This window comes from Bradyrhizobium sp. USDA 376, from assembly GCF_054063675.1.
This window is the reverse complement of the sequence record NZ_JBSSGN010000001.1, coordinates 338,065-361,843: the sequence shown is the minus strand read 5'-3', so window position 1 is coordinate 361,843 and position 23,779 is coordinate 338,065. Positions and strand designations below refer to the sequence as shown.

The 23,779-nt window shown below is 58.7% G+C and carries 21 protein-coding genes and 2 pseudogenes; 20 read left to right on the top strand and 3 right to left on the bottom strand.

Going from position 1 to position 23,779, the window contains the following annotated elements; genetic code table 11:
- Positions 1-172 precede the first annotated feature (172 nt).
- The 10 genes and pseudogenes from ACVJ19_RS01550 (at position 173) to ACVJ19_RS01505 (ending at position 9,590) form a co-directional block, all read left to right on the top strand.
- Positions 173-475, top strand: a complete 303-nt coding sequence (locus tag ACVJ19_RS01550; protein ID WP_014497976.1) for a P-loop NTPase family protein — start codon at positions 173-175, stop codon at positions 473-475.
- Complete coding sequence (gene hypB / locus ACVJ19_RS01545) at positions 421-774, top strand: hydrogenase nickel incorporation protein HypB (RefSeq protein ID WP_231166591.1); 354 nt, start codon at positions 421-423, stop codon at positions 772-774. Before ACVJ19_RS01550 ends, hypB begins: the two co-directional genes overlap by 55 nt.
- Positions 775-811: 37 nt before the next feature.
- Positions 812-1,941 (top strand): IS3-like element ISRj2 family transposase gene (locus ACVJ19_RS01540; protein ID WP_109866565.1). Its coding sequence is split into 2 segments (ribosomal slippage): positions 812-1,064 and positions 1,064-1,941, totalling 1,131 coding nucleotides; the frame shifts between segments, so codons are not numbered across the junction.
- 262 nt (positions 1,942-2,203) lie between these two features.
- Positions 2,204-3,718: pseudogene (locus ACVJ19_RS01535) on the top strand (Kae1-like domain-containing protein); the annotation flags it as partial.
- Positions 3,719-3,736: 18 nt separating this feature from the next.
- Positions 3,737-3,970: a HypC/HybG/HupF family hydrogenase formation chaperone gene (locus ACVJ19_RS01530; protein ID WP_080588819.1), complete on the top strand. Its 234-nt coding sequence runs from the start codon at positions 3,737-3,739 to the stop codon at positions 3,968-3,970.
- A complete protein-coding gene (gene hypD, locus ACVJ19_RS01525) occupies positions 3,967-5,109 on the top strand; it encodes a hydrogenase formation protein HypD (protein ID WP_026312945.1) in 1,143 nt (380 codons plus the stop codon). Before ACVJ19_RS01530 ends, hypD begins: the two co-directional genes overlap by 4 nt.
- Positions 5,106-6,152: a hydrogenase expression/formation protein HypE gene (gene hypE / locus ACVJ19_RS01520; RefSeq protein ID WP_340671989.1), complete on the top strand. Its 1,047-nt coding sequence runs from the start codon at positions 5,106-5,108 to the stop codon at positions 6,150-6,152. The genes hypD and hypE overlap by 4 nt, the downstream gene beginning before the upstream one ends.
- Positions 6,153-6,536: 384 nt before the next feature.
- Positions 6,537-7,649, top strand: a complete 1,113-nt coding sequence (ald, locus tag ACVJ19_RS01515) for an alanine dehydrogenase (protein WP_011084547.1) — start codon at positions 6,537-6,539, stop codon at positions 7,647-7,649.
- Between the two features lie 538 nt (positions 7,650-8,187).
- Positions 8,188-8,382 (top strand): 4Fe-4S binding protein, encoded by a 195-nt coding sequence (locus ACVJ19_RS01510; RefSeq protein WP_011084548.1) that lies wholly within the window; start codon positions 8,188-8,190, stop codon positions 8,380-8,382.
- A gap of 143 nt (positions 8,383-8,525) precedes the next feature.
- Positions 8,526-9,590, top strand: a complete 1,065-nt coding sequence (locus tag ACVJ19_RS01505) for an IS630-like element ISRj1 family transposase (RefSeq protein WP_011084514.1) — start codon at positions 8,526-8,528, stop codon at positions 9,588-9,590.
- Between the two features lie 186 nt (positions 9,591-9,776).
- Here the strand turns inward: ACVJ19_RS01505 and ACVJ19_RS01500 are convergent.
- Positions 9,777-10,762 (bottom strand): annotated as a pseudogene (locus tag ACVJ19_RS01500) (IS3-like element ISRj2 family transposase); the annotation flags it as partial.
- A 598-nt stretch (positions 10,763-11,360) separates the two neighbouring features.
- On the opposite strand from ACVJ19_RS01500, the gene nifD reads away from it, so the two are divergent.
- The 9 genes from nifD (at position 11,361) to ACVJ19_RS01455 (ending at position 20,220) form a co-directional block, all read left to right on the top strand.
- Positions 11,361-12,863 (top strand): nitrogenase molybdenum-iron protein alpha chain, encoded by a 1,503-nt coding sequence (gene nifD / locus ACVJ19_RS01495; RefSeq protein ID WP_018648292.1) that lies wholly within the window; start codon positions 11,361-11,363, stop codon positions 12,861-12,863.
- A 65-nt stretch (positions 12,864-12,928) separates the two neighbouring features.
- Positions 12,929-14,485 (top strand): nitrogenase molybdenum-iron protein subunit beta, encoded by a 1,557-nt coding sequence (gene nifK / locus ACVJ19_RS01490; RefSeq protein ID WP_011084553.1) that lies wholly within the window; start codon positions 12,929-12,931, stop codon positions 14,483-14,485.
- A gap of 92 nt (positions 14,486-14,577) precedes the next feature.
- Positions 14,578-16,221 carry a nitrogenase iron-molybdenum cofactor biosynthesis protein NifE gene (gene nifE / locus ACVJ19_RS01485; RefSeq protein ID WP_011084554.1) on the top strand — a complete coding sequence of 548 codons (1,644 nt, stop codon included), beginning with the start codon at positions 14,578-14,580 and terminating at the stop codon, positions 16,219-16,221.
- A 9-nt stretch (positions 16,222-16,230) separates the two neighbouring features.
- Positions 16,231-17,640: a nitrogenase iron-molybdenum cofactor biosynthesis protein NifN gene (gene nifN, locus ACVJ19_RS01480; RefSeq protein WP_011084555.1), complete on the top strand. Its 1,410-nt coding sequence runs from the start codon at positions 16,231-16,233 to the stop codon at positions 17,638-17,640.
- The gene (gene nifX, locus ACVJ19_RS01475) at positions 17,637-18,032 is read left to right on the top strand and encodes a nitrogen fixation protein NifX (RefSeq protein WP_011084556.1); all 396 of its coding nucleotides are present in this window, start codon (positions 17,637-17,639) and stop codon (positions 18,030-18,032) included. The genes nifN and nifX overlap by 4 nt, the downstream gene beginning before the upstream one ends.
- Before the next feature lie 6 nt (positions 18,033-18,038).
- On the top strand, positions 18,039-18,503 hold the full coding sequence (locus tag ACVJ19_RS01470; protein ID WP_011084557.1) for a NifX-associated nitrogen fixation protein: 465 nt from the start codon (positions 18,039-18,041) through the stop codon (positions 18,501-18,503).
- 19 nt (positions 18,504-18,522) lie between these two features.
- Entirely contained in the window at positions 18,523-18,717 is a 195-nt protein-coding gene (locus tag ACVJ19_RS01465; protein ID WP_026312876.1) for a CCE_0567 family metalloprotein, read from the top strand.
- Between the two features lie 10 nt (positions 18,718-18,727).
- Complete coding sequence (gene fdxB / locus ACVJ19_RS01460; RefSeq protein ID WP_011084559.1) at positions 18,728-19,021, top strand: ferredoxin III, nif-specific; 294 nt, start codon at positions 18,728-18,730, stop codon at positions 19,019-19,021.
- 893 nt (positions 19,022-19,914) lie between these two features.
- Positions 19,915-20,220 carry a hypothetical protein gene (locus tag ACVJ19_RS01455; protein ID WP_453947812.1) on the top strand — a complete coding sequence of 102 codons (306 nt, stop codon included), beginning with the start codon at positions 19,915-19,917 and terminating at the stop codon, positions 20,218-20,220.
- A 30-nt stretch (positions 20,221-20,250) separates the two neighbouring features.
- On the opposite strand, the gene istB is transcribed toward ACVJ19_RS01455, so the two are convergent.
- Positions 20,251-21,012 carry an IS21-like element ISFK1 family helper ATPase IstB gene (gene istB / locus ACVJ19_RS01450; RefSeq protein ID WP_011090937.1) on the bottom strand — a complete coding sequence of 254 codons (762 nt, stop codon included), beginning with the start codon at positions 21,010-21,012 and terminating at the stop codon, positions 20,251-20,253.
- An 18-nt stretch (positions 21,013-21,030) separates the two neighbouring features.
- Entirely contained in the window at positions 21,031-22,572 is a 1,542-nt protein-coding gene (istA, locus tag ACVJ19_RS01445; RefSeq protein WP_060907903.1) for an IS21-like element ISFK1 family transposase, read from the bottom strand.
- A 278-nt stretch (positions 22,573-22,850) separates the two neighbouring features.
- Between istA and ACVJ19_RS01440 the strand changes: the two genes are divergently transcribed.
- A complete protein-coding gene (locus ACVJ19_RS01440) occupies positions 22,851-23,348 on the top strand; it encodes a hypothetical protein (RefSeq protein ID WP_390894454.1) in 498 nt (165 codons plus the stop codon).
- Positions 23,349-23,779 lie beyond the last annotated feature (431 nt).

The window sequence follows — 23,779 nt, the reverse complement described above, 5'->3', positions numbered from 1 at the left end:
GACCAAACACTCGAGGTCAAATGATGCGAAGAGCCACGAGCGATACAATGACCATGTGCGGGACTCTTGCGATGGCCATTCTCCTCTTCGCCGGCCGGCCCACCATCAGGCACATGGCATACAGCCGCTTCCGAGCGGCGGCGCCGGCTCGGCTGATTCAAGGGTCGGGGGCATGAGCGGAAAGCAGGTCATCGAGATCGAGCGCGATATCCTGGGCAAGAATAATGGGATTGCGGCGGTCAACCGGGCCCTCTTCCTTGCCGATGACGTTCTCGTGTTTAATCTTTTATCCAGTCCCGGTGCAGGTAAAACGACGCTGCTGGTCCGTGCCGCGTCCGAGCTCAAGCGCAGCCGCCCGGTCGGTGTCATCGAAGCGACCAGCAGACCTCGAACGACGCTGAACGTATTCAGGCTGTCGGCGTGCCAGCCGTTCAAATCAATACCGGCAAGAATTGTCATCTCGATGCTGCAATGATCGGCGGAGCTTATCGCCGCTTGCCCCTGCTTTCAGGCGGCATTCTCTTCATCGAGAACGTCGGTAATCTGATCTGTCCCGCTGCCTTCGATCTTGGCGAGGCCTGCAAGATCGTGGTGTTCTCGATTACGGAAGGTGAAGACAAGCCCCTCAAATGTCCTGATATGTTTGCTGCTTCATCCCTCGTGGTGATCAACAAGATCGATCTGGCGCCGCTGCTTGAATTCGATTTGGAAAAGACCATCGAGAGAGCTGGCCCCGCAAATTCGGACAGTAGCTTGAGTGGATTTTCTGCCTGACAGCGGCGAGGATTCTTGCTGCGAATCAGGAGCGAAGATGACGAAGAAGAGTCGCCGGACGCATTCTCCGGCATTCAAGGCGAAGGTTGCTTTGGCTGCGGTCAAAGGAGACAAGACACTGGCGGAGCTGGCGCAACTGTTTGATGTTCATCCGAACCAGATCACGATCTGGAAAAACCAGCTCCTGGAAGGCGCCGCCGGCGTGTTTGGGCATGACAAGACATCGGCCGAGACGCCGGTCGATTTGAAGGCGTTGCATGCCAAGATCGGCGAGCTGGCGTTGGAAAACGATTTTTTGTCCGGCGCGCTCACCAAGGCGGGCCTGCTGAGCGCAAAGCGATGATCGACCGCGGTCATGATCTTTCTATCGTGCGCCAGGCGAAGGTCCTGAAGCTGGCTCGCAGCACGGTCTACTATGAACCTCGGCCAGTTTCGGCCGAGGACCTTGCCTTGATGCGTCGGCTCGATGAGCTGCATCTCGATTATCCCTTCGCGGGAGCGCGTATGCTGCGATCGTTGCTGCGGCGGGAGGGGGTATACGCCGGTCGCCGCCACATCGCGACGCTGATGAAGCGCATGGGGATCGAGGCGGTCTATCGTCGCCCGAACACGAGCAAGCCGGCTCCGGGTCACAAGATCTACCCGTACCTGTTGCGCGGATTGAAGATCGAGCGGCCCGACCATGCGTGGGCAATGGACATCACCTACATTCCGATGCGGCGTGGCTTCGTCTATCTCGCGGCGGTCGTCGATGTGTTCAGCCGACGGGTCCTGGCCCATCGCGTCTCGATCACAATGGAGGCGGCCTTCTGCGTCGAAGCGGTCCAGGAGGCGTTGGCGAAGCACGGCAGGCCCGCGATTTTCAACACGGACCAGGGCAGCCAGTTCACCAGCCTCGAGTTCACCGATGTGCTGCTGGACGCGAAGATCGCCATCAGCATGGATGGCAAGGGCGCCTGGCGCGACAACGTGTTTGTCGAGCGGCTCTGGCGCACGGTCAAATACGAAGAAGTTTATCTCCGCGCCTACGACAGCGTGTCCGAGGCGCGAGCGTCAATTGCCAAGTATCTGGCCTTCTACAATCAGGGACGCCCTCACTCGAGCCTTGACGGGCGCACGCCCGACGAGGCTTACTTCGGCACGCAAGCTATGGTGATGGCCGCATGACCGTCGCCGACGATTTTGTCGTCGCTCTGGTCGGGCTACGCCCTCCCGACGCAACGACAAAATCGTAAAGCCCCGCGTTCAGCATAACCCGGCAGGAATCCACTTAAATCCAGCGGGGCGCTGTCCAAACAACCGGGGCCAGCTCTGAGTATGCCAGACGGGTCAACCCAAAGATTGACGTGCTTGTCGTTTCGGCTCGTACTGGCGAGGGCTTTGGCGCGCTCTACGCCTGGATCAACAGGCAGGCGCGCCGTCAGAGGCGCGCCTTAGAGGACGCAAGGCGATGAGCGCCGCAGCCACCTGCGATCGAAAGCGACTGCGCGTGCGCGTGAGTGGAGCAGTGCAAGGGGTTGGCTTTCGTCCCTACGTCTATGGACTAGCCATGCGGTACGGATTGGCGGGATTTGTCATCAATGGTCCCGAGGGCGTTCTCATCGAGGTCGAGGGGCACCGTACGTCTGAGTTTATTGCCGCGTTGCCGCAGCGTGGAGAGGCTGGCCCGGTCATCGTTGTCACCAGTGCAAATCTCTACGGCGAACCCCTGCTGATCGATAACGTGGAGGCGTTGAGACAGCTCAAGGGGGTCGCCGACCTGGTCGTGACCCATGATCGCGATATCTTGGCGTGCGCTGATGATTCCGTGGTTTCGGTGGCCGCTGGCCGGGACCAATTCATCCGTCGTGCTCGCGGCTATGTTCCCGAGCCAATTCGGCTTGCAAGGTCTGTCCCGCCCGTGCTCGCCGTCGGCGGGATACTGAAGTCGACCGTCACCATCACGCGGGACGACCAAGCGTTCGTCTCTCAGCATATTGGCGATCTAAATACGGCCGAAAGCATCCGTGCGTTCGAGAAGACGATCCGGCACCTCACATCGAGCCTCGGCGTGGAGCCTGTCGCCGTCGCCCATGATTTGCATCCCGATATGGCTTCTACCCGGTTTGCGGAAGCAAATGCTCGCGCGCTAGTCGCGGTTCAGCATCACCATGCACACGCTGCCGCAGTAATCGCTGAGCACGGCCATGCGGGACCTGCGCTTGCCCTGGTGCTCGATGGCCATGGCTTTGGCTCCGACGGCGGTAACTGGGGTGGCGAATTATTGTTGTGCGAAGAGACGTCGTCCCAGCGCATCGGGCACTTAGCGCCCCTGCAGATACCGGGTGGAGATCGTGCAGCCCGCGAGCCGTGGCGCATGGCCAGCGCAGTATTACACGGGCTCGGCCGGGGTAACGAAATCGGGCAGCGCTTTGCCGCGCAGCGGCAAGCCGGCTGTCTGTCGGACTTGCTCGATCAGCCGGGCGGGACCACCACGACCAGTGCGGGACGGTTGTTCGACGCGGCAGCGGCGCTGCTAGGTATTGCGAATCTGCAGAGCTATGACGGCGAAGCAGCGTTGAAGCTCGAAGCGCTGGTGCGGGGTACTACGATTCTGGAAGCCGGCTGGACGATCGAGGGCGGCGTGCTGTCCCTTGGTCCGCTATTTTCACGTTTGATTGCTGATGACATTGACGCTGCCGGAGGAGCCGGGCTGTTTCATGGCACGTTAGCCGCTGCCTGCGTTGACTGGGTCACACGCTCTGCGCGGACAACCGGCATCAATACCGTGGTTCTGAGCGGCGGCTGCTTCCTGAACGCGGTGCTGGCGGACAAAATCCCGCGGGGGTGCAGCGATGCCGGTCTTACCCCCCTGGTACCGCGACGGCTGCCGCCCAATGACGGCGGTTTGAGCCTCGGCCAGGCCTGGATTGCGGCTCTAAAGATTGCTCAACAGCCGCCCGCCGGGCAGGAGCTGCCTGATATGTGTCTTTCGGTTCCGGCAAAGATCGCGAAAATTCTTCCCAACGAAATGGCCCTCGTGTTCATCGATGGCGTCAACCTGGAGATATCGATTGCCCTCCTCGACGAGCTCGACGTCGGCGATTTCGTCCTGGTCCATGTCGGCTATGCGCTCGCTAAGATCGATCCGGCGGAAGCCAAGCGCACGCTAGAGCTCCTGCAGGAGCTAGGCGCTGCGAAGGAATGCCGATCGTGAAATATTCCAGCGAATTTCGCGACAAGACTATCGCGCAGGAACTTGCGCGAGCAATTGACGCTGAGGTCAGTTCACAACGAGCCTACCGGTTCGTGGAATTTTGCGGTGGACACACTCATGCAATCTCCCGCTACGGTCTTGAGGATCTGCTGCCCGCGAACGTTCGGATGATCCACGGGCCCGGTTGTCCCGTCTGCGTTCTGCCGGCGAGCCGTATCGACATGGCGATCCGGCTCGCCGAGCGGCCAGAGGTCATTCTGTGCGTCTACGGCGACCTGATGCGCGCGCCTGGGTCGCAAGGGCAGTCCCTGTTGCTTGCCAAAGCGCTGGGTGCCCACATTCGGATGGTCTACTCGACCCTCGACGCTATCCGGCTCGCCGAACAGACGCCGGGCCGCGAAGTGGTCTTCTTTGCCATCGGATTTGAGACCACGACGCCCCCGACGGCGGTCATGATCAGGATTGCCGAGCACAAGCGGCTCGAGGGCCTTAGCGTGTTCTGCAATCACGTTCTTACGCCCTCTGCGATGCACCGCATTCTCGAGAACCCGAAGATCCGCAACACGGGCGGGGTCCCCATTGACGGCTTCATCGGGCCTGCACATGTCAGCACCATTGTCGGTACGCAGCCTTACGAGCCCATGGCGGAACAATTCGAGAAGCCGATCGTGGTCGCCGGATTTGAACCCCTCGACGTGCTGCAGGCTGTCCTGATGCTGGTGCGGCAAGTGAACCAAAACCGCCACGAGGTGGAAAACCAATACAGCCGTGCAGTGACACGCGAAGGCAACCGGCGCGCCAAGGAGGAGGTCTCGCAGGTCTTCGAGCTGCGTGAGCAGTTTGAATGGCGCGGGCTTGGACTGGTACCCAACAGCGGACTGAAGCTGAAGCAATCATATGCAAAATTCGACGCCGAGACGCGCTTTGCGATCCATGACCTGCGTGTCGCAGACAATCCGGCCTGCGAATGCTGCGCGATCCTGCGTGGCGCCAAACGGCCGATCGATTGCAAGTTGTTTGGCAATATCTGCACGCCGGAAACGCCCATAGGAGCCTGCATGGTGTCATCAGAAGGAGCTTGTGCGGCGTATTGGACCTATCGCCGAGTTCGCGATGAGCAGGCGAGGCAGACGTCATGAGCGTGAAAGCCTATCAACGCAAGCTCGATGTGGAGAACGGACGCGTTGAACTTTCCCACGGGGCCGGAGGCCGTGCCATGGCACAGCTAATCTCCGGCCTCTTTCATCAGGCCTTCGGTAATGAATGGCTCGCCGGCTCCAATGATCAGTCGGCGTTCGATGTTACCGCAGGCAGGATGGTGATGACGACTGATGGCTATGTGATTTCGCCACTGTTCTTTCCTGGCGGCAACATCGGGTCATTGGCTGTGCACGGCACGATTAATGACATCGCGATGTCCGGTGCGCGTCCTCTCTATTTGTCGGCCAGCTTTATCATCGAGGAGGGTTTCCGGTTTTCGGATCTCAAGACGATCGCGGAGTCGATGGGCGCGGCGGCATGTGCCGCCGGCGTCTATATCATTGCCGGGGATACCAAGGTGGTCGAGCGTGGCAAGGCGGACGGTCTGTTCATCTCTATGACCGGGATCGGGCTGGTGGCCGATGGGCTCGATCTTTCCGCTGACAAGGCAAAGGTCGGGGACCGTGTGCTGCTGTCCGGTAGCCTCGGTGATCATGGGGTGGCGATCATGTCAAAGCGTCAGAACGTTGCATTTCAAACCGAAATCGTCTCCGACTCAGCAGCGTTGCATAGTCTCGCTGCGGCCATGGTTGCCGCTGGCGGTGGCGGCATCCGGGTGATGCGCGACCCTACGCGCGGCGGGCTCGCTGCGGCTCTCAATGAGATCGCGCTTCAATCAGAGCTCGGCTTCCATCTGCAGGAATCGATGATTCCGGTGAAGCCTGCGGTTGCGGCTACCTGCGAACTGCTTGGACTCGAACCGATCCATGTTGCCAACGAAGGCAAGCTCGTCGCGATCGTGGCGCCGGATTCTGCCGATGCCGTTCTCGCAGCCATGAAGGCGCACCCCCTCGGGTCCAATGCGGCCGATATCGGTGAGGCGGAGGCTGACGATCACAAATTTGTGCAGATGACGACCGATTTCGGCGGCCGGCGAATCGTCGACTGGCTGTGGGGGGAACAATTGCCTCGGATCTGTTGAACAGGCTGCGCAACGTCCATTTCTTGGCCGCCATTTACTGACAACGCCATTAGCCCTCAGCTCAACAAGCGTTTCGCTTGATAGGCAATCCTACCTAATTGGCAAATTGCCGTCTTTGCTGCTTGAGGAGTTCGGCGAGGCTGGATTTCGGTTGTTGGCTTTTCTGCGGGCCGCGACTGCAATTCGGAACGATTCACCGGCATCGCGCAGTTTTCGACGGCTAAGTTCAGCGAACAGGATCACACGATCTACCCAGCACCCCTGGGTTTGAAATCCTGCGAAGCCTCGCAAATATCGCTGAATTCCTGCGCCATTTTGCCCGGCTGCGTCGCGATATCGCTGCGCGCTTCCGATAAGAAGGCGCGTCAGGCAGGGAGTATTCAAATGAAGGTCGGAGTTCCAAAGGAAATCAAGGCGCACGAATATCGCGTGGGCCTTACCCCAGGAGCTGCCCGTGAATACGTGGCAGCGGGCCACCGCGTGATGATCGAGACCAATGCCGGCGCTGGCATTGGTGCAACCGATGGCGATTATCGCAATGCCGGCGCAACGATCTTAACTTCGGCAGCTGAGGTATTCGCATCGAGCGAGATGATCGTAAAGGTCAAGGAGCCTCAGCCGGCCGAATGGTCCCAGCTGCGTGAGGATCAAATCCTGTTCACCTATTTGCACTTGGCCCCGGACCCGGAACAGGCTGCCGGCCTCTTGAAATCTGGATGCATTGCAATCGCCTATGAGACCGTAACTGATGCTCATGGTGGTCTTCCACTGCTGGCGCCGATGAGCGAGGTCGCGGGCAGGCTTTCGATCGAAGCGGCGGGTAGCGCTCTAAAGCGGAGTACAGGGGGGCGAGGGCTGCTGATCGGTGGGGTGCCCGGGGTTCAGCCTGCCCGAATCGTGGTGATTGGAGGTGGGGTCGTCGGTACGCACGCCGCGCGCATGGCGGCTGGTCTGGGCGCAGAGGTGACCATCATCGATCGTTCGATCATCCGGCTCCGTGAGCTGGACGAGCTATTCGAAGGACGGGTTCGCACTAGGTTTTCGACCATCGAATCCGTGGAGGAAGAGGTATTTGCGGCGGACGTGGTGATTGGTGCGGTGCTCGTCCCAGGGGCAAGCGCTCCGAAGCTGGTCCGCCGGAGCATGCTGAGCTCAATGCGCAAGAGAGCCGTACTCGTGGACGTCGCTATCGATCAGGGCGGCTGCTTTGAGACATCGCGCCCAACCACTCACGCTGATCCAACATACGAAGTAGATGGCATCATTCATTATTGTGTGGCCAATATGCCGGGTGCCGTGCCGCTAACCTCGAGCCAGGCACTGAATAACGCGACCCTGCCGTTTGGTTTGGCTCTGGCCAACAAGGGTTTTTCCGCCGTACTCGAGAATCCACATCTGCGCGCAGGCCTCAACGTCCATCGGGGCCGGCTAACATACAAGGCGGTGGCCGAGAGCCTCGGGCTGCCCTTCTCCCCGATCGAACAGGCTGCGGCCTGATCCCAGAGGCCCTCATGGGCGTTTCCTCCCTGACTAAGGCCACCCTTCGGGGTGGCTCTTTTTTTCGGCTATTAATCAACTGACCTCCGCCAGTATTGATTAGGAGTGCGGAACGAAGCAGAGGATCACCGGACGAACGCCTGCCTCAACCGCCGCCAGGATAGGGAGACGATGTACCTTCCGGTCCCATTGAGTGAAGCCGACAAGATGCGCCGCGGGCGACCTGATACTTGCCCGGACAGCTCCATGATGTCGCGACACATCGATCATAGCCGCGGCAGGCGGCCTTAAGGATCTCGGATCGTTCCCTAATGCTGGAGAAGGTGGTTTACCTGATCGCTGACGGCCGTGACACCGATCATGCGCAAACCACAGGATCGAGATCAGATTGTCATGTTCGTTGTAGGATTTGCGACACCGTATCGGGTCGGCGACCTGCGTTATCGAAATTTCTTCAGATGAATCAAGCTCAAGATGTCTGGCACAAGACTTGATAGCAAGAAACTGTTCCGCACCTTTTGCTTATGGAATAGCACTGATGGCCTACAAGATAATCGCATCCCAATGCACGGTCTGCGGTGCGTGCGAGTTCGAGTGTCCCAATGCCGCGATTAGCCTGAAGAACGACATCTATGTGATCAATCCGTCCCAGTGTACCCAATGTGAGGGGCATTCTGACGCGCCAAAGTGCGCCGTGGTTTGCCCCGTGCCAGATACTTGCGTGCCCGCATAGGAGCGGCAGCCGATGAGAGGGGCTCCTGCACGAAGCATGATGAAGATAATATCCAAAACAGCCGCCTTTGCGACCCGTCTCCCGTTTTCCTCGCTCGCTAGTACCCACTTTTCTTGGAACGTGAGTCGTGATTCAAGGTCGGGATGATACCCGAAGCAAGAGAAGTCCACCTTTCGAGGAAAGATCGCAAGGTGCTTGAGGCGTGCTGTCGCTCACCGGTGACGTTGCAGCGCGATTTGAAGCGGGCGCGGATAGTTCTGTTGGCGGCGGATGGGCGCAGCACCCGGTCGATCGCCAAGGAAGTTGGGGTCCAGCCGCGGATTGTCAGCCTTTGGCGGCATCGCTATGCCGACCATGGCCTTGAAGGGCTGCAAGACAAGCCGCGGCCTGGCAAGCAGCCGATCTATACGAAGACGACCGACAAGCGGATTCTGAAGCTGCTGGATAAGCCGCCACCGCAAGGGTTTGCGCGCTGGACCGGCCCCCTGCTGGCCGAGGCGCTGGGCGATGTCGATGTCCAATATGTCTGGCGGTTCCTGCGCAGCCACAAGATTGACCTGGTGGCTCGCAAGTCCTGGTGCGAGAGCAACGACCCGAACTTTACGGCCAAAGCCGCCGATGTTGTCGGCCTCTATGTCGCGCCGCCGGCGAAGGCCATTGTGCTGTGCGTGGACGAGAAGCCCTCGATCCAGGCTTTGGAGCGAGCGCAGGGTTATCTGAAGTTGCCCAATGGCCGCGCCTTAACCGGCCAAAGCCACGATTACAAGCGGCATGGCACCACAACATTGTTTGCGGCGCTCGAAGTCGCCACCGGAAAGATCATCGCGACCCATTCAAAACGCCGGCGCCGCGTCGAGTTTCTCGATTTCATGAACAGCGTCACCGCGACTTTTCCGAACCGCAAGCTTCACGTCATCCTCGACAACCTCAACACCCATAAAAAGAACGAGGACTGGCTCAAGGCCCACCCCAACGTGCAATTTCATTTCACGCCGACAAGTGCGTCATGGCTCAATCAGGTCGAAGTATGGTTTTCCATCTTGCAGGGGCAGTCGCTCAGCGGCACCTCCTTCACGAGCCTCAAGCAGCTTCAGGAACACATCGATGCCTACGTCAACGCATACAACGACAGAGCCGAGCCCTTCGTCTGGACCAAGAAAAAGGTCCGTCAACGCCGTTTCAAAGGCCGCCGTATCACTCAGCTCTGATTCCGGGTACTAGCCCCGTGTTCGAAGAGAGCTGGCCCCGGTTGTTTGGACAGCGCCCCGCTGGATTTAAGTGGATTCCTGCCGGGTTATGCTGAACGCGGGGCTTTACGATTTTGTCGTTGCGTCGGGAGGGCGTAGCCCGACCAGAGCGACGACAAAATCGTCGGCGACGGTCATGCGGCCATTGCGGAGATAAACTTCTTCGTATTTGACCGTGCGCCAGAGCCGCTCGACAAACACGTTGTCGCGCCAGGCGCCCTTGCCGTCCATGCTGATGGCGATCTTCGCGTCCAGCAGCACATCGGTGAACTCGAGGCTGGTGAACTGGCTGCCCTGGTCCGTGTTGAAAATCGCGGGCCTGCCGTGCTTCGCCAACGCCTCCTGGACCGCTTCGACGCAGAAGGCCGCCTCCATTGTGATCGAGACGCGATGGGCCAGGACCCGTCGGCTGAACACATCGACGACCGCCGCGAGATAGACGAAGCCACGCCGCATCGGAATGTAGGTGATGTCCATTGCCCACGCATGGTCGGGCCGCTCGATCTTCAATCCGCGCAACAGGTACGGGTAGATCTTGTGACCCGGAGCCGGCTTGCTCGTGTTCGGGCGACGATAGACCGCCTCGATCCGCATGCGCTTCATCAGCGTCGCGATGTGGCGGCGACCGGCGTATACGCCCTCCCGCCGCAGCAACGATCGCAGCATACGCGCTCCCGCGAAGGGATAATCGAGATGCAGCTCATCGAGCCGACGCATCAAGGCAAGGTCCTCGGCCGAAACTGGCCGAGGTTCATAGTAGACCGTGCTGCGAGCCAGCTTCAGGACCTTCGCCTGGCGCACGATAGAAAGATCATGACCGCGGTCGATCATCGCTTTGCGCTCAGCAGGCCCGCCTTGGTGAGCGCGCCGGACAAAAAATCGTTTTCCAACGCCAGCTCGCCGATCTTGGCATGTAACGCCTTCAAATCGACCGGCGTCTCGGCCGATGTCTTGTCATGCCCAAACACGCCGGCGGCGCCTTCCAGGAGCTGGTTTTTCCAGATCGTGATCTGGTTCGGATGAACATCAAACAGTTGCGCCAGCTCCGCCAGTGTCTTGCCGCCTTTGACCGCAGCCAAAGCAACCTTCGCCTTGAATGCCGGAGAATGCGTCCGGCGGCTCTTCTTCGTCATCTTCGCTCCTGATTCGCAGCAAGAATCCTCGCCGCTGTCAGGCAGAAAATCCACTCAAGCTACTGTCCGAATTTGCGGGGCCAGCTCTGTGTCCCTCGGCATGTACAACGCACGCGAAGACATCGATGTGATCGTGCGTGCCCCTTATCAAGGCGCGACGATGCTCGTGTGATCTAACGAGCCTAAGAAGTTCACGTGGCGTCGAGGTAGCTCGCCTTGAGATCTAGAGCGCGAGATCGCGCACGTCATTACATCGCAGGTGAGCACCTGTAGGTTTCAATAAGTATGAAGGATTGGAAGCCAGACTTGCGGCCTGCTTCCGCCTTACACCGCAGAGCGTTGCTGTCGCGCATAAACTCAAAAACTCCGCCGTGAATTTCACGCGCGGCCGCCTTGTTCCATTTCGAACACCGCCAAACCAAGAGTCCCTCGCAAAGGCGAGATGTCGGATTCGCAACAACAGCCCGTCACCGTACAAGTCGCGCTAAGAAACTGTTGTTGTTCTAGTTTTAGTGCTCATGAGACCCTGGCATGCCGGTTGCAAAGTCTTGGATCAAGAAGCCGCCCTCCCAACAGCTAACCTTTTAAAGGACACCAGATGAGTCTCGCCACGACCAACAGCGTCGCAGAAATCAGGGCTCGCAACAAAGAGCTGATCGAGGAGGTGCTGAAGGTCTATCCGGAGAAAACCGCGAAAAGGCGTGCCAAGCACCTCAACGTGCACCAAGCAGGTAAGTCGGACTGCGGGGTGAAGTCCAACATCAAATCCATACCCGGCGTGATGACGATAAGAGGGTGCGCCTATGCAGGGTCGAAGGGGGTGGTCTGGGGACCAATCAAGGACATGGTTCATATCAGCCATGGCCCGGTTGGCTGCGGCCAATATTCATGGGGCTCGCGGCGCAACTATTACGTTGGCACCACGGGCATCGATAGCTTCGTGACTCTGCAGTTCACCTCCGACTTCCAGGAAAAGGATATCGTATTTGGCGGCGACAAGAAACTGGACAAAATCCTTGATGAAATCCAAGAGCTGTTTCCACTCAACAACGGCATTACGATACAATCAGAGTGCCCGGTAGGGTTGATCGGTGACGATATCGAGGCGGTGTCAAGGGCGAAATCCAAAGAATATGGAGGCAAGACCATCGTGCCGGTCCGTTGTGAGGGCTTTCGGGGTGTGTCGCAGTCACTAGGCCATCACATTGCAAACGATGCGGTACGCGATTGGATTTTCGGGCATATCGAGGCCGAGGGCAAACCAAAGTTCGAGCCGACACCATACGATGTTGCGATCATCGGAGACTACAATATCGGCGGCGATGCTTGGTCGTCGCGAATTCTGCTTGAAGAGATGGGACTACGGGTAATCGCGCAGTGGTCCGGCGACGGTTCACTGGCCGAGCTCGAAGCAACGCCGAAGGCAAAGCTCAACATTCTGCATTGCTACCGTTCCATGAACTATATCTCACGCCACATGGAAGAGAAGTTCGGCATCCCTTGGTGCGAGTACAACTTCTTCGGACCTTCAAAGATCGCGGACTCACTGCGCAGGATTGCGGGTTATTTTGACGACGAGATCAAGGAAGGCGCCGAGCGAGTGATCGAGAAGTATCAGCCGCTGGTGGACGCCGTGATTGCAAAATATCGCCCGCGCCTCGAGGGCAAGACGGTGATGCTGTACGTCGGCGGCCTTCGTCCGCGTCATGTGATTGGCGCGTACGAGGACCTCGGGATGGACGTCATTGGCACTGGCTACGAGTTCGGTCACAACGACGACTATCAGCGCACAGCTCAGCACTACGTGAAAGACAGCACCCTCATCTATGATGACGTCAATGGCTATGAGTTCGAGCGCTTCGTCGAAAAACTCCAGCCTGATCTTGTCGGCTCAGGCATCAAGGAAAAGTACGTTTTCCAAAAGATGAGTGTGCCGTTCCGGCAGATGCATTCGTGGGACTATTCGGGTCCATATCACGGTTATGACGGCTTTGCGATCTTCGCGCGCGACATGGACATGGCCGTCAACTCGCCAATTTGGAAAAGAACGAAAGCTCCCTGGAAGGAAGCGCCGAGCGCCAAGCTCCAGGCTGCAGAATAACGCAACTCGTCTCGCTCTCCGGGAAAGCCCGGGCGATTCCAATCTGATAGTGAAGGATTTCACCGATGCCGCAGAGTGCCGAACACGTGCTCGATCATGTCGAACTGTTCCGCGGTCCAGAATACCAGCAAATGCTGGCGAAGAAGAAGATATTCGAGAATCCGCGCGATCCTGCCGAGGTCGAACGTATCAAGGAATGGACCAAAACGGCCGAATATCGCGAAAAAAACTTCGCGCGGGAGGCGCTGGCGGTAAATCCGGCGAAGGCGTGTCAGCCGCTTGGCGCCGTATTCGCCTCTGTCGGCTTTGAGCGCACGCTGCCCTTCGTCCACGGCAGCCAAGGCTGTGTGGCCTATTACCGCAGTCATTTGTCGCGGCACTTCAAGGAGCCTAGCTCCTGTGTCTCTTCGTCAATGACGGAAGATGCTGCCGTATTCGGCGGTCTGAACAACATGACCGACGGGCTCGCGAACAGCTACAAGATGTACAAGCCCAAGATGATTGCGGTTTCCACAACCTGCATGGCCGAAGTGATCGGCGATGACCTGAACGCCTTCATCAAGACGTCGAAAGAAAAGGGCTCGGTTCCGGCAGACTTCGACGTGCCGTTCGCCCACACGCCCGCATTCGTTGGCAGTCACGTCACCGGCTACGACAATGCCCTCAAAGGCATTCTGGAGCATTTTTGGGACGGCAAGGCCGGAACAGCGCCGAAGCTGGAGCGCAAACCGAATGGAGCGATCAACATCATTGGCGGGTTCGATGGATATACCGTCGGGAACCTTCGCGAGATTAAGCGCATCTTGGAATTGATGGGCATCCAGCACACAGTTCTCGCCGACAATTCTGAAGTGTTCGACACTCCGACAGACGGCGAATTCCGGATGTATGACGGTGGTACGACGCTGAAGGATGCGGCGAACGCGATTCACGCCAAGGCGACCATCTCCATGCAGCAATGGTGCACGGAAAAAACGCTGTCATTTGCGGCAGAGCATGGCCAGGACGTTCTATCCTTCAACTACCCGGTAGGCTTATCAGCAACGGATGACTTTATCGTCGCGCTGTCACGCATCAGCGGCAAGGAGATTCCGGAGCAACTCGCGCGAGAACGTGGCCGCTTGGTTGATGCCATTGCCGACTCAAGCGCTCATGTTCATGGCAAAAAGTTCGCGATCTATGGCGATCCGGATCTTTGCTATGGATTGGCTGCGTTTCTGCTCGAACTCGGCGCCGAGCCGACCCATGTGCTGTCCACCAATGGCAACAAAGCGTGGCAGGAGAAAATGCAGGCGCTGCTTGCAAGCTCGCCATTTGGACAGGGCTGCCAAGTCTATCCGGGGCGGGATCTCTGGCACATGCGTTCACTCTTGTTCACCGAGCCGGTCGATTTTCTGATTGGCAACACCTATGGGAAGTATCTGGAGCGTGATACCGCAACGCCACTGATCCGCATCGGCTTTCCGATTTTCGACCGGCATCACCATCACCGCTCCCCCATATGGGGCTATCAGGGCGGTCTGAATGTGCTGGTCAAGATCCTGGACAAGATCTTCGACGAGATCGACAACAAGACCAACATTCTTGGCAAAACCGACTACAGCTTCGACATCATTCGTTGATGAGCAACTACACGTGCCATCGTCCAGGACTGGACGATGGCACGAGCACATAACGGTTGAGTTTACAATTTGTTGCCCTGAGAGGAAGCAGGATGAGTTCACTGGCGGCCACGGTCCAGGATATCTTCGACGAGCCGGGCTGCGCCAAGAATGGCAGTAAGTCTGAGGCGGAACGCAGGAACGGCTGTACCAGACAGTTGCAGCCGGGTAGCGCTGCGGGTGGCTGTGCTTTCGACGGCGCGAAGGTTGCGCTGCAGCCGTTCACCGATGTCGCTCACTTGGTACATGGCCCGATCGCGTGCGAAGGTAATTCCTGGGACAATCGCGGCGCGGCGTCGTCCGGCTCGGATTTGTGGCGTACCGCTTTCACAACCGATTTGAGCGAAACCGATATTGTATTCGGAGGCGAGAAGCGGCTGTGCAAAGCGATCAAGGAGATCATCGACAAGTGCGATCCGCCCGCAATCTTCGTCTATCAAACCTGCATCCCGGCGATGATCGGCGATGACATCAATGCAGTCTGCAAGGCAGCGTCGCGAAGATTCTCAAAACCGGTGATCCCGATCAATTCTCCGGGCTTCGCCGGTTCGAAAAACCTCGGTAACAAGCTCGCGGGCGAAGCCTTGCTCGACTACGTGATCGGCACGCGAGAACCGGACTACACCACGCCGTACGACATCAATCTGATCGGAGAATACAACCTTTCAGGAGAGCTCTGGCAGGTGAAGCCAGTGTTAGACGAGCTTGGAGTGCGAATTCTCTGCTGCATTTCGGGCGATGGCAAATACCGCGAAGTCGCTTCATCTCATCGCGCGCGGGCGGCAATGTTGGTGTGCTCAAAATCCATGATCAACGTGGCACGCAAGATGGAGCAACGTTACGGGATCCCATTCTTCGAGGGGTCGTTCTACGGTATTCAGGATTCAAGCGAATCGCTACGCCAGATCGCCCGCTTATTGGTTGAGCGCGGCGCCCCGGCAGATCTGCTCGGGCGCACCGAAGCGGTGATCGCGCGCGAGGAAGCGCGGGCGTGGGCTGCCATCCAGCCGTACAAGCCGCGACTGGAAGGCAAAAGGGCCTTGTTAATGACCGGCGGTGTCAAGTCATGGTCGGTCGTCTCGGCGCTCCAGGAAGCCGGGCTGGAATTAGTCGGAACCAGTGTGAAGAAATCGACCATGGAAGACAAGGAGCGCATCAAGGAGCTCATGGGGCAGGATGCCCACATGATCGACGACATGACTGCGCGCGAAATGTACAAGATGTTGAAGGACGCAGAAGCGGACATCATGCTATCGGGCGGCAAGTCGCAATTTGTCGCGCTGAAGGCGGCGGTGCCATGGGTCGATATCAACCAGGAGCGTTGCCACGCCTATATGGGCTATGCCGGAATAGTCAAGCTGGTGGAGGAGATCGATAATTCGCTCTCAAGCCCGATGTGGGAGCAGCTACGTCGGCCAGCGCCATGGGAGGCTTTGGCCAAAGCGCGGGAGCAGATGCAGTCCATGGCCGCGATCGCCGGCGATCCGGTCCTCGCCGAAACAGCGCGCCGCGCGAGGAATATCTGCGTGTGTAACAGGGTTGATCTGGGCACGATTGAGGACGCAATCTCCGTGCACGGCTTGAGGAGCGTCGCAGCGGTCCGAGAGCATACCAATGCGGCCGGTGGCTGCTGTCAAGGACGCATCGAAGATATGTTGATGTCCGAGCCATCTGATATGCGACAGGCCGCAGAGTAGGGAGTCGCCATGGCCCTGGTCACGGCGCCGACAAAAGCCTGCGTTGTCAACCCGCTGAAGATGAGCCAGCCGATCGGCGGCGCATACGCCTTCATGGGGCTGCGCGGTGCGATGCCGCTTCTGCACGGCTCACAGGGGTGCACATCCTTCGGTCTCACGCTCTTTGTCCGGCACTTCAAAGAAGCAATACCGCTGCAGACCACCGCGATGAGCGAGGTCGCGACCGTACTCGGCGGATATGAAAATTTGGAGCAGGCGATACTTAACATCTCCAAGCGCGCTAAGCCGAAGATCATCGGAATCTGCTCGACCGGTGTCACCGAGACCAACGGCGACGATGTGGAAGCGTACCTCAAACTAATCCGGAGTGCGTATCCGCAACTCACAAAGTTGCCGCTCGTATATGTATCAACGCCTGATTTCAAGGGCGCGTTCCAGGATGGGTGGGAGAAGGCAGTTGCACGCATGGTGGAGGTGCTGGTGGACCGGCCAAGTGCCAATGGCCTGCGGGACCCCTCGAAGGTAAATGTTCTACCGGGGTGTCACCTGACGCCCGGCGACCTTGATGAACTCCGTGCCTTGCTGGAGGATTTCGGATTGTACCCCTCCTTTCTCCCTGACTTGGCGGGATCGCTCGACGGGCATATCCCCGATGAGTTTACGTCAACGACCATCGGCGGCATTGACGTCGACGAGATCGCGAGCATGGGGCGCGCAGGGTGGACCATTGCAATCGGTGCGCAGATGCAGCGCGCGGCTGAGGTCATGCAGACTAAAACCGGGGTGCCTTTTCGTGTGTTCGAGCGACTGTGTGGTCTTCATCCAAACGACGATTTCATGATGTTTTTGAGCGAGATTAGCGGGCGCCCGATACCCTCGAAATATCGACGCCAGCGCAGTCAGCTCGCCGATGCTATGTTGGACGCGCACTTCCATATTGGCGGCCGCAAAGTCGCGATCGGTGCCGAGCCAGACCTTCTGTTCGATTTATCCGGCATGCTGCACGATATGGGCGCGCAGGTGACCGTCGCCGTGACGACCACTCAGTCTGAGGTGATCGAGCGAATCAGGACCAAGGAGGTTCTCATTGGTGACCTCGAAGATCTGGAAGGATTTGCAAAAGAAAAGCATTGCGATCTGCTGATCACGCATTCGCATGGAAGGCAAGCGGCGGGGCGGCTGAAAGTGCCGTTCTATCGCGTAGGTTTTCCGATATTCGATCGGCTTGGCGCGGGCCACCAAGTATCCGTCGGCTATCGTGGTACCCGCAATGTGATCTTCCAAATCGCCAATCTCGTGATCGCGCATCGCGACGAGAATGACCGACCTACACCCGATAGGTGGCGGACCACGCCCGGACTGCCACAACACGTGGGGCATCGCCGCTCCACTGGCGCGCCTGAAAGGTCAATTGCATGAAGGTCGCTTTTGCCACTCAGGATCTGAGACGCGTCGATGCTCATTTTGGCTGGGCAAAGAATATTGCAATCTACGATGTCGCGCCCAGCGGGCATGTCTTTCTTAAAGCTATCGAGTTTGAGGGCGATCTTGAGGAGGACGGCAGTGGTGACAAGTTGGCGCCAAAGATCCAGGCGATCAAGGATTGCGCCATCCTATACGTCGCGGCCATTGGTGGTGCCGCGGCTGCGCGAGTGGTGGCCAGCAAAATTCATCCTATCAAGGTGAGCAAACCGGAAAGCATTCACGTGTTGCTGGAAAAGCTCGAGTCGGTGCTGAAGGGCACGCCACCTCCCTGGCTGCGCAAGGTCCTTGCAAAGGACCAACCGCGATCGTTTGAGTTCGACGAATGAGATGATATGACCGCAAAAATAGCGCAGCAGGGCAGCGTCGTCGACGCACCATTTCTAATCGAGTTAGTCAAGCTTTGGCGCGCCCAGGATACCAATGAAGCCTGGGAAGGGAAGAGCGACCTTGATCTGCTCGAACCCTATATCCTGAACAGGGAGAGACGACGCGCATTGCCGATCATCGGTGATCCCGATCCCAATACACTATGGCGGCTTGAGTTGTTCTTCAATGCGGTCGGCCTGTCAGTAGAGAGGGAGACCGGCATTATGGTTCAGCCGATCCTGAAGCTGCATCATGAAGGCTTCGGGCGCATAGTGCTCATCGCAGGGCGGTTGGTCGCCGTAAACAAGCAGCTGCGCGACGTGCATCGCTTGGGATTCGATAATTGCGTCAAGCTGGCTCAAGAGGGGGATAGATATGTCAGCGAGGGAATTGGCCTGATTCGGAAATTTCCAGACGTGGCTAACTATTGAGGATACTCACTCATGGGCGATCAGTGAAATACTGAAGGCCGAACTAAAGAAAGTGTCCGCCAAGGCGATACAGGCCAAGATGGATCTGCACGACCTTTCGGAAGAATTGCCCATCAACTGGACGTCGATTATGGCGGTGGCGCAGAAGGCGTACGATGTCTATGTCGAACTGGAGCGCAAGAGTCGCGAGCTAAAAGAGCTGGAAAATACTTGAAGGGCAATGCATGTCATTTGCAACGCGAGACGGCCGCGACTGGATGCCACAATACCTAGCCTCGATCGATGCCAAGAAGTGCATCGGCTGTGGCCGCTGTTTCAAGGTGTGCGGTCAAGATGTCATGACTTTGAAAGGCATCAACGAGGAGGGCGAACTCGTCAACCTTGACAATGACGCGGACGATGAAGTCGAAAAAAAGATTATGGTTCTGAACGATCAGGGCGCCTGCATCGGCTGCGGTGCGTGCGATAGGGTTTGCCCGGCCAGCTGCCAGACCCACGTCCCAGCCGCAGCTGCATGAGCGAAGGGGATCTATCTCCCGTTCGCCGCAGCGCGTGGAGGGAGGCCCCGCTGGATCAGGTCAATCCGCAACGGAGACTCGTGCCAGCCGGCCCGAATGGCCCGATTTTTTCCCTGAATGGCAAGACGGAACGAGCGGAGATGCGCATGGCCGAATGCTGCTCAGCCCCGAGGCAAGCCATACCGGCTGTCTGGCGCCTGCTTGCAAGTCTCGCTCGTATCGCAGGATCCGCGTTTTTTTCGAAAAGCGACTTGGCCTTGGGCGGGCGATCATATTACCGTCGTGGTCGTCTAGTCGGTTTTCCGAATAGGCACTTCCTTCGGAGCCAGTCGTGCTCATCCTATCCTGTGGCCTTCGGTTGCGGGATCGGCAGGAGCGAAAGTCTGCCGCGGTCCACGGGTTTTACAATTGTCCGGCCGATCATAGCCGCCGATCGCGTTGAAGCGCATGTGATGGTGGCACCTGTGTCTTCGCGATTCTATCCTGGGACCGGATGGTGCTGCTCCGAATTGGATGACAGTGCAATAGCACGTGCGAGTCGCGGACGCCGCGACAAAAGCACCGGGCAGCAATTCTGCGCGCACGCCGCCGATCCTCGATAGACGGCTGCATTGGTCAATGGCAGCGACGACCGAAAGTAAAGGGCGGTGCTGCAGATCTGCGCCGTTGAACGTCACATTTTTGATGATCAAGCGCGGACAATATCGCACGCCATCAGCCTGCGATTGCTGGCCAGCGGGTGCGTGACTCGCTTGCGGATTGCGCAGCCGCAGCCTCCGAGCGCCGGCAGATGCTTAGGTCAGGTTGTGGTCAGTTAGGTTGTATATTATGAACGCGAGCTTGCGCGGCATGAGCTCAATCGCGTGCAATGTTGCCGATAGGAGAGCGATCTGATGTATGGCAGAGTCGTTGGCTCATCCAGCCAATCCACAAGCGCTAATCAAGTTGATGAACCGGGAGATAGCCCCCGCTTTGCGGAAACACTTGCAGGTATGGAGCCAGGCGGGTCGTCATCTGAAACAAGGGCGTACTATCTGAATTCCGGTCCGCCCATTGTTGAGATCGACCAGCGTTCCTTCGATCGAGGGCTGCGGAGATTTTTGGGCCGCGACATCATGAACATCGCCATTAATGCGGATTTCACGGATCGTGAGCATCGATTTCGCGCGATCGTGAGCACTGAATTCAGACGATCGTGAGCAGCCCGCTACGGCCGATGGGAGATAGAGTCAGTGTTCTGGTTGGCCGTCAAGGGTGATGGTTTTGGCGCTGCGTTTTCGCATGCTTTCTCCGGTGAGCTGGAGGCGGTGGGCGTTGTGGACGAGGCGATCGAGAATGGCGTCGGCGACCGTGGGGTCCCCAATGGCTCCATGCCAGGTGTCCACGGGGAGCTGACTTGTGACGATGGTGGATGCGCGGCCATGGCGGTCCTCGAGGATTTCGAGCAGATCGCGGCGTTCCGCGGCGGTGAGCACCGATAGTCCCCAATCATCCAAAATCAGAAGCTGAGCGCGGCCGAGGCTTTTGAGGAGCCGAGCGTAACGTCCGTCTCCGCGCGCGAGCGCGAGCGCCTCGAACAGCCTTGGAACGCGATGATAGAGGACTGATCGGTTGTCGCGGCAGGCCTTGTGGCCGAGCGCGCAGGCTAACCAACTTTTGCCCAGGCCGGTTGCCCCGGTGACGAGCAAATTCTCGTGGCGATCGATCCAGCGACCTTCGACGAGTTTGGCGAAAACGGCGCGGTCGATGCCCCGCGGGGTGCGCAGATCGACGTCCTCGACGCAAGCAGTCTGGCGCAGTGCGGCGATCTTGAGGCGCGTGGTGAGCCGCCTGGTGTCGCGTTCGGCGGCTTCGCGGTCGACCAACAGGCCGATGCGATCTTCGAACGGCAGGGCTTCGAGATCGGGCGATCGGCGCTGCTCCTCGAAGGCCTTGGCCATTCCGGTCAGGCCAAGCTCGATCAGCCGTTCGTGGGTTGGGTGGTTAAGCATGCCGGGTCTCTCCTTGCTTCAGTGGAAGTAGTCGCGTCCGCGGATGTTGCCGTGGCGCAGGGGCTGGTGCTCGAAAGATTCGTCGAAGAACGTGCGATCGAGGCCGTTCTGGAGGATCGATCTAATCGAGGCGACGGAGCGCGCCTTGATGAGGATGCCCCTCCGGCAGGCTGCGTCGAGGCGTTCGGCGCCGTAGCTTTTGACGAGCGCCAGAATGCCAAGGCAGGTTCGAAAGCCTTGTTCTGGATGGGGCCGGGCGTCGATCACGGCCTGGAAAAACGCTGCTGTCGAAGGACCGATCCGCTCGCCGGCGGCGATCACCGCGGCGGGGGTCCATTTGCCGTAGCGGCGATGGGCGCTGGGCATGTGGTCGGCGATGGTGGTGTGTCCGCGTCGGTTGGGCGCGCGGGCATGGCTGGCGATCCGCTGGCCCTTGTGGAAGATCTCGACCGTCCGATCGTCGATACGGGCATCGACCAGCTCGCCAATCAGACGATACGGCGCGGAGTACCAATGGCCGTCGACCTCGACATGATAATCGGGAGCGAGGCGGCAGCGCTTCCAGCGTGCGAAGGCATAAGGCTGATCTGGCAGCGGGGTTAGCTTGGGTTTGTCGAGTTCGGCAAACAGTTCGGCGCGGCTTGAGCCGAAGCCACGCATTTGACGAGCATTGAGTTCGTCGACGAGTGTCTTGATGGCGGCGTTGAGCTCGGCCCGGGAAAAGAAGCGCTGATTGCGCAGCCGGGCCAGAATCCAGCGCTGGGCGATTTGCACCGCGACCTCGACCTTCGCCTTGTCTTTTGGGCGCCGCGGCCGTGCGGCGAGAATGGCCGTGCCGTAATGGCTCGCCATCTCGGCATAAGTGCGATTGAGGCCGGGATCGTAGCGGTCGGGGTTGCTGACGGCGGCTTTGAGGTTGTCGCAGACCACGAACGTCGGCGTTCCGCTCAAAAACGTGAACAAGTTGACGTGGGCCCGGATCCAGTCGGCCAAGCTCTCGCTGGGGCAGGCCTCGGCGTAGGTGTAGTTCGAAGCGCCCATCGCCGCGACGAACAGCTTCATCGGCTGCACTTCCCCGGTCAGGGGATCGACGATGTCGATGGTGTCGCCGGCGAAATCCACGAACACCTTCTCGCCGCCCAGATGAATCTGCCGCATCGAAGGTCGGACCCGCCCCTTCCAGGCCTCGTAGGTAGTGCAGAACCACGTGTACCCGAAACCGTCGGGATTAACGGCGCGATACTCCTCCCAGAGCAGGCGACGGGTTACGTTGCGCCGGCGGAGCTCTTTATCGATGTAGCTCCAGTCGGGCACCGGCCGCTGCGGGCTCTGAGACGCTGGTCGTGGGGCCGGGAAAAGCAAAAGCTCCAGGTCTTCATCGGTCATTCCCTCCGGAAGCGGCCAGCTCAACCCAGCAGAGCGGGCGCGGCTCAGGTAGCTGTGCACAACGCCGTTGCTGACGCCCACGCTCCGCGCGATGGCCCGCTCTGGCAGGCCTTGAAAATGTTTTAACCGAAGGACTTCCTTGATCCGGCGCATCGACAATCTCTGGGTAGGCATTGGACTTCCTCGTTAACCACGAGGTCATCCCTAAGCCGGTTGAGTTGTCGGCCGAAGCGCTGCAAGGCTCCGAAAGCCTTGCTCACGATCCCGCGAAATCGTTGCTCACGATCGTCTGAAATCTCTGCTCACGATCCCCTGAAATCCGCGCTCACGATCCCGCGAAACGCGCAGCCATTAATCCGCAAGAGTACTCAGACTTCGTATCAAAGAAAGCTGAGCGGGCAGCAACGGTTGCTGGCAGCTATAGCGCCACTCACTATGATCCAGCCAGGCCCGTGCGCTTCTTCAGCTATCAATTGGGTGACGAAACAGTTGGCCTGTTGAGAGCAGGAGGTCCGGTTCGGATCAAGGGGGAGACCTTCCGGGAAAAGTTTGGGCGCAACGATCTCACGTCCGTGGTGGACCTTCGGGTCACTCATCCCCTGGTTGAGAACGCGGGCGATATTTTGCTTGAGCACCAGCTGAGAGAGGATGGTGATGATCCCTTGATCTTGTCAAAACCAGGCTTGCCCGGCATGGAACCCCGCCTAGCAGAAATGGGTTTTGTTCATGTGGGGCGAAATCACTGGGTGCTTGATCCTCACCAGCATCCCGAGGTGTGGACGAAGAATGAGAACGACCAGTGGCAGCGAGTAGGCAAGCCTACGAAGTACCTTAGTAAGGTGGAGGATGATGATGCCGCCGCTGAATCGACGGTCCAGGCGGACTATTCTGACGAAGATGATCCGTCAGTCTATTTGGAGCGCGTCTTCACGGGGCTAAGCATGGAGTAACGCAACGGCGACCCTGAGCCATTTTTCGAAAGCTGAGAGCAGTGATATCGACACTCAGTTTCGAAAGCGAATTGTTGCACGATGAGCCGTCACCTTGCTTGAAGTGCATGTTGCCGAACGCGCATGGAGTAAGGTGGCTGCAATAGCAACACCGAACCTGAAGTGATGGGCGTTTGACCGTTCAAAGCGCGGGCGCAACAGTCTTAGTTCAAAGGGGGCGCGCGCTCGCTGCGCGCGCCCTGCGCCGGCTGGAAGCGAGCACATGGCTCTTCTGCGAAGGCCGCGACGCCGTGAGACATACGCCATCGGAGGGCACCGTGGCCCCGCTATGCGGCGTGGCCATTAACGAGCAGCAGCGACATCCGCCGCGTTTGGCCGTCCGGCAAGCCCGGAGCGCGGAGCAGCAGTTCTGCAGCTAGCACGGAGGGAAC

Excerpts from the sequence above, each read along its gene's own strand:
- ACVJ19_RS01550 (WP_014497976.1), top strand. The coding sequence starts at position 173 with ATGAGCGGAAAGCAGGTCATCGAGATCGAGCGCGATATCCTGGGCAAG.
- ACVJ19_RS01530 (WP_080588819.1), top strand. The coding sequence starts at position 3,737 with ATGTGTCTTTCGGTTCCGGCAAAGATCGCGAAAATTCTTCCCAACGAA.
- hypE (WP_340671989.1), top strand. The coding sequence starts at position 5,106 with ATGAGCGTGAAAGCCTATCAACGCAAGCTCGATGTGGAGAACGGACGC.
- ald (WP_011084547.1), top strand. The coding sequence starts at position 6,537 with ATGAAGGTCGGAGTTCCAAAGGAAATCAAGGCGCACGAATATCGCGTG.
- ACVJ19_RS01510 (WP_011084548.1), top strand. The coding sequence starts at position 8,188 with ATGGCCTACAAGATAATCGCATCCCAATGCACGGTCTGCGGTGCGTGC.
- ACVJ19_RS01505 (WP_011084514.1), top strand. The coding sequence starts at position 8,526 with ATGATACCCGAAGCAAGAGAAGTCCACCTTTCGAGGAAAGATCGCAAG.
- nifD (WP_018648292.1), top strand. The coding sequence starts at position 11,361 with ATGAGTCTCGCCACGACCAACAGCGTCGCAGAAATCAGGGCTCGCAAC.
- nifK (WP_011084553.1), top strand. The coding sequence starts at position 12,929 with ATGCCGCAGAGTGCCGAACACGTGCTCGATCATGTCGAACTGTTCCGC.
- nifE (WP_011084554.1), top strand. The coding sequence starts at position 14,578 with ATGAGTTCACTGGCGGCCACGGTCCAGGATATCTTCGACGAGCCGGGC.
- nifN (WP_011084555.1), top strand. The coding sequence starts at position 16,231 with ATGGCCCTGGTCACGGCGCCGACAAAAGCCTGCGTTGTCAACCCGCTG.
- nifX (WP_011084556.1), top strand. The coding sequence starts at position 17,637 with ATGAAGGTCGCTTTTGCCACTCAGGATCTGAGACGCGTCGATGCTCAT.
- ACVJ19_RS01470 (WP_011084557.1), top strand. The coding sequence starts at position 18,039 with ATGACCGCAAAAATAGCGCAGCAGGGCAGCGTCGTCGACGCACCATTT.
- fdxB (WP_011084559.1), top strand. The coding sequence starts at position 18,728 with ATGTCATTTGCAACGCGAGACGGCCGCGACTGGATGCCACAATACCTA.
- ACVJ19_RS01455 (WP_453947812.1), top strand. The coding sequence starts at position 19,915 with ATGTATGGCAGAGTCGTTGGCTCATCCAGCCAATCCACAAGCGCTAAT.
- istB (WP_011090937.1), bottom strand. The coding sequence starts at position 21,012 with ATGCTTAACCACCCAACCCACGAACGGCTGATCGAGCTTGGCCTGACC.
- istA (WP_060907903.1), bottom strand. The coding sequence starts at position 22,572 with ATGCCTACCCAGAGATTGTCGATGCGCCGGATCAAGGAAGTCCTTCGG.